General features: G+C 47.7%; 12 protein-coding genes and 3 pseudogenes. All 15 read left to right on the top strand.

All coding sequences use genetic code 11. The annotated features are described in order from the left end of the window. The 15 genes and pseudogenes from murD (at position 1) to ACYF68_RS10115 (ending at position 13,379) form a co-directional block, all read left to right on the top strand. Positions 1-1,296 carry a UDP-N-acetylmuramoyl-L-alanine--D-glutamate ligase gene (murD, locus tag ACYF68_RS10185; protein ID WP_461046683.1) on the top strand — a complete coding sequence of 432 codons (1,296 nt, stop codon included), beginning with the start codon at positions 1-3 and terminating at the stop codon, positions 1,294-1,296. A 54-nt stretch (positions 1,297-1,350) separates the two neighbouring features. Further along, complete coding sequence (locus ACYF68_RS10180) at positions 1,351-1,680, top strand: hypothetical protein (protein WP_461046681.1); 330 nt, start codon at positions 1,351-1,353, stop codon at positions 1,678-1,680. 8 nt (positions 1,681-1,688) lie between these two features. Beyond that, positions 1,689-2,504 carry a cell division protein FtsQ/DivIB gene (locus tag ACYF68_RS10175; RefSeq protein ID WP_461046679.1) on the top strand — a complete coding sequence of 272 codons (816 nt, stop codon included), beginning with the start codon at positions 1,689-1,691 and terminating at the stop codon, positions 2,502-2,504. A gap of 109 nt (positions 2,505-2,613) precedes the next feature. Beyond that, on the top strand, positions 2,614-4,044 hold the full coding sequence (gene ftsA, locus ACYF68_RS10170; RefSeq protein ID WP_380571713.1) for a cell division protein FtsA: 1,431 nt from the start codon (positions 2,614-2,616) through the stop codon (positions 4,042-4,044). Between the two features lie 36 nt (positions 4,045-4,080). Next, positions 4,081-5,208: a cell division protein FtsZ gene (gene ftsZ / locus ACYF68_RS10165; protein WP_380571711.1), complete on the top strand. Its 1,128-nt coding sequence runs from the start codon at positions 4,081-4,083 to the stop codon at positions 5,206-5,208. 55 nt (positions 5,209-5,263) lie between these two features. Then, positions 5,264-5,563 (top strand): hypothetical protein, encoded by a 300-nt coding sequence (locus ACYF68_RS10160; RefSeq protein ID WP_461046677.1) that lies wholly within the window; start codon positions 5,264-5,266, stop codon positions 5,561-5,563. Continuing rightward, positions 5,473-6,054: a polyphenol oxidase family protein gene (locus ACYF68_RS10155; protein ID WP_461047584.1), complete on the top strand. Its 582-nt coding sequence runs from the start codon at positions 5,473-5,475 to the stop codon at positions 6,052-6,054. Before ACYF68_RS10160 ends, ACYF68_RS10155 begins: the two co-directional genes overlap by 91 nt. Next, positions 6,035-6,675, top strand: a pseudogene (locus ACYF68_RS10150) (YggS family pyridoxal phosphate-dependent enzyme). Before ACYF68_RS10155 ends, ACYF68_RS10150 begins: the two are co-directional and overlap by 20 nt. A 5-nt stretch (positions 6,676-6,680) precedes the next feature. After that, on the top strand, positions 6,681-7,244 hold the full coding sequence (locus ACYF68_RS10145) for a cell division protein SepF (RefSeq protein ID WP_380571704.1): 564 nt from the start codon (positions 6,681-6,683) through the stop codon (positions 7,242-7,244). A 5-nt stretch (positions 7,245-7,249) separates the two neighbouring features. After that, positions 7,250-7,560: pseudogene (locus ACYF68_RS10140) on the top strand (YggT family protein). Positions 7,561-7,662: 102 nt separating this feature from the next. After that, positions 7,663-8,442, top strand: coding sequence for a YlmH family RNA-binding protein (locus ACYF68_RS10135; RefSeq protein ID WP_380571699.1), 780 nt, complete (start codon positions 7,663-7,665; stop codon positions 8,440-8,442). A 26-nt stretch (positions 8,443-8,468) separates the two neighbouring features. After that, complete coding sequence (locus ACYF68_RS10130) at positions 8,469-8,984, top strand: DivIVA domain-containing protein (protein WP_380571697.1); 516 nt, start codon at positions 8,469-8,471, stop codon at positions 8,982-8,984. A gap of 268 nt (positions 8,985-9,252) precedes the next feature. After that, positions 9,253-11,989: pseudogene (gene ileS, locus ACYF68_RS10125) on the top strand (isoleucine--tRNA ligase). Positions 11,990-11,998: 9 nt separating this feature from the next. Continuing rightward, the gene (gene lspA / locus ACYF68_RS10120; RefSeq protein WP_380571693.1) at positions 11,999-12,484 is read left to right on the top strand and encodes a signal peptidase II; all 486 of its coding nucleotides are present in this window, start codon (positions 11,999-12,001) and stop codon (positions 12,482-12,484) included. Beyond that, the gene (locus tag ACYF68_RS10115; RefSeq protein ID WP_461046674.1) at positions 12,471-13,379 is read left to right on the top strand and encodes an RluA family pseudouridine synthase; all 909 of its coding nucleotides are present in this window, start codon (positions 12,471-12,473) and stop codon (positions 13,377-13,379) included. Before lspA ends, ACYF68_RS10115 begins: the two co-directional genes overlap by 14 nt. Positions 13,380-13,384: the final 5 nt, after the last annotated feature.

Genomic DNA, 13,384 nt, shown 5'->3' with positions numbered 1-13,384 from the left:
TTGGAGAAGTTGGACTATCAGAATAGGAAAGTACTTGTGCTTGGTTATGGCAGAAGCGGCAGAAGTGCCATCTCTGCATTGCTCGCATTAGGCGCGAATGTGACGCTTACTACAAATGAAGTGATTTCTGATGAGGGGATCCGCCAGCAGTTGAAGGGCTGGGGAGTCGAGATAGTCGATGGCCATCATCCTGTGAGTCTGCTGAACGATATTGAACTGATTGTGAAGAATCCAGGCATTCCTTATACCATCGATTTTTTAAAAGAAGCGCTGGCAAGAGATGTGCCGATAGTGACCGATGTGGAGCTTGCGTATCATATTTCGCCAGTGCCGATCATCGGCATCACAGGCACCAACGGCAAAACCACCGTGACGCACCTGATTGGGGAAATGTTGGAACGTTCCGGTTTCGAACCCATATTGTGCGGTAACATAGGCTACCCGGCTTCCCAGGCTGCAAGAGAAGCTGTGCCCGGCAATATATTGGTTATGGAACTTTCATCCTTCCAGCTGATGGGTGTGAGGGACTTCCGTCCGGATACCGCGGTATTCACAAATATCTATGAAGCGCATCTTGACTATCACGGGTCGAAGGAAAACTATGTGAAAGCGAAGTTGAATCTGCTCAGGAACATGGGACAGGAAGAAAAAGTCGTCTTCAACGGCCGTCAACGGAATATGGTTGAAGATATGACGTGGCTCTCGATCGAATACTTTTCGACCGATGGTGACGCAGAAGCCATGATCAAAGATAATATGATCACCTACCAGAAGCGTCCACTGATAGGCGTTGATGAAGTGCTGCTGGAAGGCGAACACAACCATGAGAATATATTGGCGGCACTACTGGCCGCTAAAAACCATGGCGCTTCTGACACAGCAGTCATCGAAACCCTGAAGCACTTCGGGAGTATACCTCACCGTATGGAGTATTTGGGGCTTAACCAAGGTGTAGGCTATTATAATGATTCCAAGGCGACAAATAATCTGGCGACTTCCTTTGCACTGAAAAGTTTCCGTTCGCCCGTCATCTGGATTGCTGGCGGACTTGACCGCGGGCAGTCTCTTGAATCACTCGTGCCAGATCTTGAGCATGTGCGCCTGATCATCGCATTTGGGGAGATGAAAGAAAAATTCGTTTCATTGGCGGATGAACTCGGCATTGACTCGATTGTGGCGGAAAACCCGCATGATGGTGTCATAAGGGCAACAGCTCATGCACATCCGGGGATGTTGTGCTTTCTCTCCAGCATGTGCCAGCTGGGACCAGTACAAAGATTTCGAAGCCCGCGGTGATCATTTCAAAGAAGGGTTTACAGCACTCGACAACTGATAGAGAGGGGGAACTCCATGGACAATCATAATGATATAGATGAGCTGAAGCGGAAGTTGAAGCATAGAGAGCGCGAGCGGGATTCACGCGACTCAGAAGAACGGCTACAGCAGGATCCCCCCGCCGGTAGAAGCATCAAAAAGAGTGCGGACAAAAATGTAGAGGCCATTGGCAACGGAAAGAGGAAAGTAGCATCTCGAAGCAAAGCAAGCAGAAAAGCAGCTCTTCCAGATGACGAAGTAGAAACCTTTCATCATGGCAAAACGATCTCCTTTAGGATGGATGAAAAGTCTACAAAAAATGATGGGTCCGAAAAGGGAAGGGCGTACCGAAAAGAAAGAAAGTAAAGCCAAAAATGCCGGTACTCACCCGTGCCCATCTCTTCCTGGGTGTCATCATCACACTGCTCCTTGCGGCTGGTGGACTGATCTATTATGCAGCAAGCAGTGTAAGTGATGTAAAAGAGATTGCCTTAGAAGGCAATGAAATGATCAGCGATCAGGAAGTGATGGAGCGGCTCCAATTTGAAGAGGGCGACAAGATGTTCAGCGCCAACCTTTCCCGGGCTGAGGAAAACATTGCGATGCTTCCGGCAATTGACGAAGTGACGATTGAGAGGCAGTGGCTGAATACAATAAATGTTTCCATCTCAGAGCGCCAGTCAGTGGCCTATGTAGCATCAGGCGATGTGTTCTACCCTGTCCTCGAGAATGCCCAAGTGTTGAGAGGCCACCCGGCCATGCCTGAAACAGCCCCTATCCTCCATTTTTTTGAAGGTCAGGAATTCGATGCGCTAATCGATAATCTGAACAAGATGGAAAGGGATGTTCTTGAGGGGATTTCGGAAATCTATTACCGCCCCTCAGAAAATACCGACACCCGCATCCATATCTTCATGAACAATGGCCAGGAAATCGTCGCTGATTATCGTACAATCGATGAGAAGATGGATTACTACTTGAGCATGCAGGAAGAAATCGGGGAGCCTGGTGGGGGCATAATCGATATCGAAATCGGCAGCAGTTTCCTCCCTTATGGCAGCGAAGAGGCAGATGATGTGAAAAAAGGAATCTATGAGAACCCGGTGAAGCCTCGGTACATCGAAGATATCGAGGAGACTCTAGGTGACTTGAAGTCGCAACTGACGTCAATCGGCGAAGAAAATGAATGATTGCCGATCCGCATTTATACTGGACTATTATGTTTAAATAGTTCACAATGTAAAAAGTATACTGTAAACTATATAAGAGAGTGAAATGGCTTACTAGGAGGCAGAAGAGTTGAAGGAACATTATTATGTCGCCCTGGATATCGGCTCAAACAGCGTCAAAGCCGTAGTCGGCGAGAAATTCCATGACGGTGTCAACATCATCGGTACTGGACAGACGTATACTGATGGCGTATCCAAAGGGACGATAAGAGATTTTGACCTGACGAGAAGTGCAATTATAGATACTGTGAAAAAAGCAAAGATTTCATCTGGCGTCGATTTTGATGAGGTCTTTTTGAAAATGCCGATTGCGGGCATGGAATTGAAGTTTGCAGAGGAAGAAATCCGTTTTGGAGGCAATTCAACCGAAATAAACGGAACCCATATCGAAGATATGCTTGAAACAATCCGGGAACGGGTTGTGCAAAGTGATAAGGAAGTAGTGACCGTCTACCCGGTGTACTTCAAAGTGGACGACCTCCACGAAGTCTCCGATCCGAAAGAGATGATGGCTACCCAGTCACTCTTTGTCAGTGCGGGGATACTGCTTTCCAGCCGGACTGTTTTAATGAACGCGGTGAAGTGCGTGGAAGAAGCTGGATTGACTGTACTTGATGTCTATTCCGATGCTGTGAACTATGCGCATGTACTAAGCGAGTCAGAGGTCGAGCTCGGGGGCGTGGTCATCGATATCGGTCATGAACTGACGCAGTTTGGGTATTATGAGCGTGGTACGCTGAAAACCTCAGGCAGTCTTCCAGTAGGCGGCAAGCATATAACGAAGGATTTGTCTGAAGCATTCAATACTACCCTGGAGGCTGCAGAAAAAGCGAAACATCACTACGGGCATGCCTTCTATGATCTGGCCTCGGCTGAGGACATCGTGCGTCTGCCTCAGCGCGATGGCGAAGCTGATATCGAGATTACGCCTCAAGATATGTCAGACATCATAGAGATGAGGATGGAAGAAGTCTTCATGGATGTTTTTGGGGTCCTCCAGGAAAATCAGATCACCAAAGTAAGTGGTGGCTTTGTCGTTACAGGGGGCACAGCAAACCTTCTTGGCATCAAAGAACTGATGCAGGACCTCGTATCAGAAAAAGTCCGAGTTCATATACCGAATCAAATGGGTGCCAGGAAACCGGAGTTTTCGAGCGCCATCGCTACAGTTTCAAGCGGAATAATGTTTGATGAACTCCTTGAATATGTTACAATTGATAATTATGATACAGAGTCGGATACTGTCCGGCATGCCGCTGATGAGGAGTCATCAGGAAACTTCTTCACTGGACTCTTCAACAAGCGCAGAGAGCAGGAATCGCACGACGCGGACAGCGGATCTGTGGGTCAACCAAAAAACACTTCCGAAGGATACGCCGATTATTCATATGAGGATAGATCGGAAGACCTGGACAACCGGGATAGTGGAGACAAACGTCAGGGTGAAGACAAAAACTATCGTGGCTATATGAAAAAACTCTTTAAAAATCTGTTCGAGTAGAATCAGTAAGATGAATGACTGGGAGGAAATAAAATAATGTTAGAATTTGAGCAAGGCTTCAACCATATGGCAACACTTAAAGTGATCGGTGTCGGTGGCGGCGGTAACAACGCAGTCAACCGCATGATAGACGACGGTATGCAGAATGTTGAATTCATCGCCATCAATACAGATGGTCAGGCACTCAATCTGTCGAAGGCAGAATCGAAAATCCAGATTGGTGAAAAATTGACACGTGGACTGGGTGCAGGCGCTAATCCTGATATCGGGAAGAAAGCAGCTGAAGAATCCAGGGAACAGATCGAAGACGCGATACAAGGCGCTGATATGGTCTTTGTAACGGCAGGCATGGGCGGCGGCACGGGCACAGGTGCTGCCCCAGTTGTCGCTAAAATAGCAAAGGAGATGGGGGCGCTGACAGTCGGCGTCGTCACGCGTCCTTTCTCTTTCGAAGGCAGGAAGCGTCAAACTCAGGCATCAGCTGGAGTTGATGCCATGAAGGCGGCTGTCGATACGCTGATAGTCATCCCGAATGACCGCCTACTTGATATCGTCGATAAATCCACTCCTATGATGGAAGCATTCAAGGAAGCGGACAATGTACTCCGTCAAGGTGTTCAGGGTATTTCCGACCTGATTGCAGTTTCAGGGGAAGTGAACCTGGACTTCGCGGACGTTAAGACGATCATGTACAACCAAGGTTCAGCATTGATGGGTATTGGTGTTTCAAGCGGTGAGAACCGTGCAATAGAAGCGTCGAAGAAAGCAATTTCCAGCCCATTATTGGAAACTTCCATCGTTGGAGCGCAAGGTGTGCTCATGAATATCACAGGCGGAGAATCCCTTTCCCTGTTTGAAGCCCAAGAAGCGGCGGACGTTGTACAGGACGCTGCAGATGAGGATGTCAATATGATCTTCGGTACAGTGATCAACCCAGAACTTGAAGATGAAATCATCGTAACTGTCATCGCTACAGGCTTTAACGAGAAATCTGTCAACCGTTCTCCTGAGAGGGAAGAGAAGAAGGATCCAATCATCCAACCGAACCCTTCCAGAAACGAAGAGCCTAGAGAGCGTGACTTCCAGTCTAGAGACAACACGCCGCAGGATGATGATTACGAAGTGCCTACGTTCTTAAGGAACCGTTCGAGACGCAGACGATAGAAAAGTTTTCAAGTCAGAAAGGGACACCTTTCTGACTTGTTTTGTGAGGTGGACCATGAAGTTCAATAACTATCGCCATCATGTTGGCAATAGTCTTGGCAATGTCACTTTCGGCTATACGAAGCGCACCGGCGGCACCAGCCCCTATCCATCAGGAGCGTTCAATATGGCTCTATACATCGATGATGATATTAAAAACATTCATCATCACCAGGATGTGCTGGCTAGCCATATCGGCTTTCCCCGGAAAATTGGGTCGCTCCAATCCAACAGCATGGCGGTACCGTCAAAGAAGTCCATGCTGAAGATGGGGGCTCCAATATTCGTAGACGCACAGATAAGCTTACAGGAGTAGACGCTCTATATACATATGATGCGGATACCCTGCTGGCCATGAATTACGCAGACTGTGTGCCTGTCTATGCCTTCAGTGAGACGGATGGTTTCATCGGGCTGGCCCATGCAGGCTGGCGGGGAACTGCATCAGAAATAACGAGAAAGCTGATTGGATCGTATCGTGGTGATCCGACAGACTTGAATATTGTTATAGGCGTGGCAATCAATGGAAGTTGCTATGAAGTGGATGAAACTGTCATCGATGCACTGGGGAGGACAAGTGTGCCTGATGGTGCCATCACCCGGACAGCGGAAGGCTTTAAGCTCGATCTGAAAAAGGTGAATGGACATCAGGCCCGACTTGCTGGTGTACCGAATGAAAAGATTCATCTTACACCTCTCGGCACTGAAGATACCAGCACCTTCTTTTCATATAGGATTGAACAAGGCAATACGGGACGTGCCCTTGCCTTTATTGGGAGGAAGAACAATGATCAAAAAGAATTATGAAGATATTAAAAACGAAATCGGTGAAGCCGTCAACTTGATTGCAGTGACGAAATACCACACTGTGGATGAGGCGATGGAAGCTTATGAAGCTGGCATCCGTCACTTTGGTGAAAACCGTATGGAAGGTTTCCTGGAAAAGCGCCAGGCACTTCCGGAGGATGCTGAAATACATTTCATAGGTACACTCCAATCCCGTAAGGTCAAGGAAGTCATTACGCATCTCAACTACCTCCATTCTTTGGATAGGGAAAGCATCGCGAAAAAAATTGAACAATACAGCGCTCATGCTGTAAAATGCTTCTTACAGGTGAATGTATCCGGAGAATCATCCAAACATGGATTGGCACCGGAAGATGTCCCCGATTTCCTGGAAAGAATGAAATCCTATGAAAAGGTGGAAGTCATCGGTCTGATGACCATGGCCCCGACACGGACGATGCGACCCGGATAGAAGGTGTATTCCAGCGCCTGGCGGAGTTGCGTGATTCTCTTGCTGAAGTCAATGGGGATAACGTCCAGATCGACGAACTCAGCATGGGGATGAGCAACGATTACACCCTTGCAGTAAAGCACGGGGCGACTTATGTACGCATTGGCAGCAAACTAATGGGAAGCAGGTGAATGCCATGGCCATAAAAAAGTTTTTCAAGGACATCTTCATTGTGGAGTATGATGAAGAGGAGTCCGTGGAAGAAAGCAACAAGCCAAAACAGCAGAACAGCAAAGTGACGCAACTTGACCATTCAAAAAAGAAAAAAGTCAATGAAGGGTCTGTCGAACCTCGACAGATGGAGCAAGGCAGTGCCTCGGTCTCTCCATCATTCAGGAAGAAAGACCGCCGGTCCGGAGAACCAAGACACCAGAAGAAGCAATCCAATACAAGGGACAAGGAGACTACTTTGATGAGTGCTGAAGCAAGCAATACAAAAGTATGCCTATTTGAACCGAGAGTGTTCTCGGAAACGCAGGATATTGCAGATGAGCTTAAGAATGAACGGGCGGCTCTCGTCAACCTCTCCAAAGTCGATCACAGCCAGAAAAAGCGCATCGTTGACTTCCTGAGCGGCACGGTCTATGCTTTGGACGGAGATATCCAAAAGGTCGGCGCTGATATTTTCCTATGTACGCCAAATAGTGTCGGTGTTAAAGGGGAAATCAGCCAGGAAAAGAATCAGACTGAAGAAATGTAAGGAGAATGAGTTTGGATAACCAACTGTTAATAGATATTGTATTTTTCGTTCAAAGATTCATAAACACCATCTTTCCTATATTTTTCTGGGGGTTGATCATCTATATTCTGAGCTCTTGGCTGCCGGGCCTCCGGGAGTCTGCTTTCGGAAGAATCCTTGGAAAAATATATGAGCCGATACTTGAGCCGTTCAGAAGGCTCATCCCACCAATCGGGGAGTGTTGGACTTGTCGCCGATTATTGCAATTTTGACCATGAATCTTTTCCTGAGCGGCCTGAATGCGATATTCAGGGTTATCGTACAGGCATTGGTCTGAAGAACCTGAATTACTAATAATGCCAGACGCCCTTATGATCTAATCGTTTCCCGATGATTATCATGAGGGCGTTTCCGATATTTCTACAGGAGGGGCTCTGGATTGAAGGAAGTCTACCAGCATTTCAGAAAAGAAGAATATGAAAAAATAACGTATTTCAATGGCAAGTTCGAGATTGCTGCGAGGGATTATTATCCGGTACTCCTCGATTTTTTAGATCCGAGGGAGCGGTTGATTGTCGAGAGTCTGTCTGGGCGTCACCCCGATCTGTACGTAGAGTTTTATGGTGGACCAGGTGAACGCGAGCGTCAAAGGGCGATGATTATTCCGGAATTTCTGGAAGTCACGCCTGAAGAATTTGAAATTGGCATCTTTGAAGTCGATTATCCCCAAAAATTCGTCAATCTTACACACCGCAACATCCTCGGCGCCATTATGAAAGTTGGAGTCGACCGTTCACTGATTGGTGATATAGTCGTTTCAGACCGCATTCAATTCGCTTATGCAGCACCGTATCGTCAAGTCTTCGAACAGGGGCTTGAGAGGATCAAAAATGCACCAGTCACACTTAACGATGTGCCGCACGCCGCGTTCATGGAAGCAGTTGATGAAGGAAAAGATAAACATATGCTCGTCTCATCCTTCAGATTGGACGCAATCATTTCAGAAGCCGTCGGTGAAGGGCGCTCAAAATCCAAGGAACGCGTGGAAAAAGGCAAGGTGAAGGTGAACCACACCCTGACTTCCAGTCCGGCGTTCCTGGTCGAATCCGGTGACATCATTTCTGTCCGGCATTTCGGTCGTTTTAAGATTACATCAATAATTGCTGAAACAAAAAAAGGTAAATATCGTCTTATGGCCCGGATATATAGGGACGGGTAGGGTATTAGTCAATTGAGGTGAAGAAAATGGATAGAGAAGAAGCTCTGAATCGTAAATTTCCAACAGTTTACCGTGGTTTGGATGAAAGAGAAGTAAGAGAGCATCTACAGGCAATGCAGTCTGAAATCGACAGTCGCGATGAGAAGATCAAGCAGCTAGAAGGCATGCTCGATGAAAAGGAAGAGAATCTGAACAGTTTCAGGACCGTCGAAACAAGCATCAACGAAGCCATCTTGACGGCGCAGCGGGCAGGGGATGAAGCGAAGCGCACTGCACAGGCGCGTTCAGAAGAAATCGTCCGAGCTGCGGAAGCTGAACGCGAACGCATCATTGATGATGCGCTTGCCAGAGCCCGGCATATCGCCAGCCAGACAGAAGATATGAAGAGGCAATCCAAAATTTTTCGTGCACGGTTCAAGATGCTCGTGGAGGCACAGCTCGACCTGCTGCAATCGGATGACTGGGATTACCTGCTCGATTTTGAGAAAAATCAGGAACACCGTGTCGATGATCTGGAGGATGCAGAACGCAACCAGGAATAATGATGTGTTGACGTATTGAAGGATATTTAGCATAATAATAGTATTGTTAGACAGGGAAGCATGCATTATGGATACAGCGACCGGGGGATGGTGGGAGCCCCGGCACATAAGATGCTTCTGAAATCACTAATGATGTATTTTAATGACTGTGACGAGTGGACTTATGGACCAGAGTCAATCAGGGTGGTACCGCGGAGAATTTCGCCCCTATTGACATTGGCCCAGAGTTTTTTAAATCATCTACCAAATAGAAAAAGGAGTTTGGAAAATGGACTACAAAGATACACTGCTCATGCCGAAGACCAAGTTCAAAATGCGTGGCGGCCTTGTAAACAAAGAGCCGGAAATGCAGAAGAAATGGGAAGAACAAAATCTTTATGAGAAGAAATTGAAACTCAATGAAGGAAACACCCCTTATGTGCTCCATGATGGCCCGCCTTACGCCAATGGTGCTCTGCACATGGGACATGCCTTGAATAAGATCATCAAGGACATCATCATCCGCAATAAGCAGATGCGCGGTTACTACGCACCATATGTACCCGGTTGGGACACGCATGGACTGCCGATAGAACAGGCACTCACCAATAAAGGTGTCGATCGTAAAAGCATGTCGATCGAAGAATTCAGAAACAAATGCATCGAGTTTGCCGACACGCAGATCGATCAGCAGCGTGAAGGCTTCAAACGCATGGGGATCGATGGCGAGTGGGACAACCCCTATGTCACCTATAAACCTGAATTTGAAGCCGCACAGATCCGTGTGTTGAAGGATATGGTCGAGAAGGGTCTTATCTATAAGGGAAAAAACCAATCTACTGGTCCCCGGTCAGTGAGTCTTCATTGGCGGAAGCGGAGCTCGAATATAAGGACAAGCGCTCTCCTTCAATCTATGTTGGCTTTAAGGTGGCTGATGGCAAAGGCGTACTTGATGAAGGCGTACAGATGGTCATCTGGACAACGACGCCATGGACGATTCCATCCAATTCAGGCATTGCAGTACATCCCGAGTTGAACTATGTCCAAATCAATTATGAAGGTCAGGAATATGTGGTGGCTGAAGCGCTGCTCGATCATTTCTGTGAGGAAGTTGAATTCGATAAGGATAAAGTGACGCGTACAAAAGAAATCAAAGGCTCCGAAATGGAATACATCACAACCAACCACCCACTATATGACCGCACAAGCCTTGTCGTGCTGGGTGAACATGTCACAACGGAAGCAGGTACAGGTTGTGTCCATACGGCCCCTGGACATGGTGACGATGATTTCATCATTGGCCAGAAATATGAACTCGATGTGATCAGCCCTGTAGACGATAAAGGTGTCTTCACGGATGAAGCGGGCAAGTATTCAGGGCTTTTCTATGATGACGCCAATAAAGTGATCACGGAGGACCTTGAAGCAGCAGGCGCCCTGGTTAAGCTCGGCTTCTATGCGCACTCTTATCCACATGACTGGCGCACTAAAACACCGGTTATATTCCGGGCGACCCCGCAGTGGTTCGCATCAATCAAAAATGTCCGTGAAGATATCCTCCAGGCGGTCATGGACACTGAATTCCAAGTGGAATGGAACCAAAAACGCATGTACAACATGATTAAAAACCGTGGTGACTGGGTGATTTCCCGCCAGCGTGTGTGGGGTGTACCATTGCCGTTCTTCTATGCGGAAGATGGACAGGAAATAGTTGATGCAACAGTCATCGAGCATGTTGCCTCGTTGTTTGAAGTGCATGGATCGAACATCTGGTTCGAGTGGGATGCAAAAGACCTCCTGCCTGAAGGCTTCACACATGAAGGCTCGCCAAATGGTGAATTCACAAAAGAAAAGGATATTATGGATGTCTGGTTCGATTCTGGCTCCACCCATCGCGGTGTGCTGACAGTACGCGATAACTTGACATACCCGGCGGATCTTTATTTCGAAGGGTCCGACCAATACCGTGGCTGGTTCAACTCCTCAATCATCACCAGTGTGGCAACTAAAGGCATCGCGCCCTACAAAGAACTCCTGAGCCATGGGTTCGTCATGGATGGCCAAGGCAAGAAGATGTCCAAATCCCTCGGCAACGTCATCCTGCAGAGAAGATCATGAAACAAATGGGGGCAGACATCATCAGGCTGTGGGTCATGTCTTCTGATTTTGAGGAAGATGTCAGAATTTCAGATGACATCCTGAAGCAGGTGTCCGAAGTCTACCGGAAAATAAGGAATACTTTCCGCTTCCTGCTAGGCAACGTATCTGACTTCAATCCTTCAACGGATGCAATCGCCTATGATGAATTGAAGGAAGTCGATCAGTTCATGTTGCAGCGCTTCAACGAAATGGTGAACCTGATGCGTGACTGTTATGACCGTTATGATTATGTCACCATGTACCAGTCCCTCCAGAACTTCATCAATGTCGACTTGTCGAACTTCTATCTCGACTACGGTAAGGACATCCTCTATATAGAGAAACAGGATGCCCATATACGCCGCAGCATGCAGACAGTACTGTATGCCATATTGACTGGATTGAACCGTCTGCTTGCACCTGTTCTGGTACACACGGCTGAAGAGATCTACCAGCATACTCCATATACCGAAATGGAAAGTGTTCACCTCGAGTACCTGCCTGAGGCGAAAGAAGTCGATACGGCACTCACTGCAAAATGGAAGCATTTCATGGATGTCAGGGATGATGTGCTGAAGGCACTTGAAGAAGCCCGTAATGACAAGGTCATCGGCAAGTCACTTGAAGCGAAAGTATATGTCACCCAGCCGAACGGTATGAATTATTCTGACATCAATGGCCGTCTCGAACAGCTCTTCATCGTCTCTCAAGTGGAAGTTGTAGAGTCACTTGAAGATGGTAAACAGTATGATAATATCAAAGTCAAAGTCGTACATGCTGAAGGCACACGTTGTGAGCGCTGCTGGAACTATTCTACAGCGCCATCCATCGATGGTGGCGAAGACGACATCTGTCCACGTTGCCGCAAAGTGGTGGATCAGCTCTAGGGGGCCGTTATGAAATCATATAGAATCATTCCAATGAGCTTGATTGGCCTAGCTGTACTGGCAATCGATCAGCTGACGAAATATCTTGTCGTGACTGGTATGCAGGAAGGGGAATCCATTCCAGTCCTCGGCAAGTACTTCATGTTGACTTCTCACCGCAACAGCGGAGCAGCATGGGGCATGTTCCAGGGCCAGATGCTGTTCTTCTACTTGGTGACGCTGCTGGTTCTGGGCATACTGGTCTACGTTTATGTCAAGGAAGCGAAAGGGAACACCCTGCTGCAGCTTGCGCTCACTTTGCTGCTGGCCGGCGCCCTCGGAAACTTCATCGATCGTATATTATTCCAGGAAGTAGTGGACTTCATCGATGTGCTGATCGTGTTCTATGATTTCCCGATATTCAACATTGCTGATAGTGCACTCACAATTGGTGTAATATTGATGATCTTGGAATTCTTTATAATAGGAAAAGGTGACACGGATGCAGGAAATTAAAGCAAATGAAATGGATAGTGGCCAAAGGATCGACAGGCTGCTGTCAGAAAAACTGGACGACACTTCACGCAGTGATATGCAGGGCAGGATCCGGGATGGACTTGTTGAAGTAAACGGTGAGGCCGTCAAGCCGAACTATAAGGTCAAGACCGATGATGTCATCATAGTCCACCCCCGCGAGCTTGTGGAGGCGGATATCTCCCCACAGAACTTGAACCTCGAAATCCTCTATGAGGATGATGATGTAGCCGTTGTGAATAAGCCAAAGGGCATGGTGGTCCATCCTGCTGCCGGACACCATTCGGAAACGCTTGTCAATGGCCTGATGTTTCAGCTTGATGACCTCTCTGGTATAAATGGCGAGTTGAGGCCCGGCATCGTGCATCGCATCGATAAGGATACGAGTGGGTTGCTGATGGTCGCAAAGAATGATGTGGCCCATCGCGTACTGGTCGATCAGCTCGTCGATAAAAGCGTCACCAGGAAGTATGTGGCACTTGTACACGGTACCATCCCACATGATAAGGGCACCATTGAAGCACCGATCGGCAGAAATCCGAAGGAACGCCAGGAAATGGCGGTCATTGATCCTGGACGGGACGCCACAACGCATTTTAATGTGCTGGAAAGATATGAAGGGTATACATTGATCGAATGCATCCTCGAGACGGGGCGGACCCACCAGATCCGTGTCCATATGAAATATATCGGCTATCCGCTCGTCGGGGATCCGAAATATGGCCCTAGGAAGACGTTGAATACAGACGGGCAGATGCTGCATGCAGGGACGCTCGGATTCATCCATCCAACAAGCGGGGAGTATATGGAATTCAGCGATTCGTTGCCTGAACCATTCGAAGATGTGTTGGAAACATTGACACCTTTATCGGATTAATGCTT

It is taken from the genome of Salinicoccus sp. CNSTN-B1 (genome assembly GCF_054792835.1).
Note: the sequence above shows the minus strand (reverse complement) of the source record. Positions and strands in the feature narration are given on the sequence as shown.

Coding starts and splice junctions, on each gene's coding strand:
- ACYF68_RS10180 (WP_461046681.1), top strand. CDS start 1,351: ATGGACAATCATAATGATATAGATGAGCTGAAGCGGAAGTTGAAGCAT.
- ACYF68_RS10175 (WP_461046679.1), top strand. CDS start 1,689: ATGCCGGTACTCACCCGTGCCCATCTCTTCCTGGGTGTCATCATCACA.
- ftsZ (WP_380571711.1), top strand. CDS start 4,081: ATGTTAGAATTTGAGCAAGGCTTCAACCATATGGCAACACTTAAAGTG.
- ACYF68_RS10160 (WP_461046677.1), top strand. CDS start 5,264: ATGAAGTTCAATAACTATCGCCATCATGTTGGCAATAGTCTTGGCAAT.
- ACYF68_RS10145 (WP_380571704.1), top strand. CDS start 6,681: ATGGCCATAAAAAAGTTTTTCAAGGACATCTTCATTGTGGAGTATGAT.
- ACYF68_RS10130 (WP_380571697.1), top strand. CDS start 8,469: ATGGATAGAGAAGAAGCTCTGAATCGTAAATTTCCAACAGTTTACCGT.
- lspA (WP_380571693.1), top strand. CDS start 11,999: ATGAAATCATATAGAATCATTCCAATGAGCTTGATTGGCCTAGCTGTA.
- ACYF68_RS10115 (WP_461046674.1), top strand. CDS start 12,471: ATGCAGGAAATTAAAGCAAATGAAATGGATAGTGGCCAAAGGATCGAC.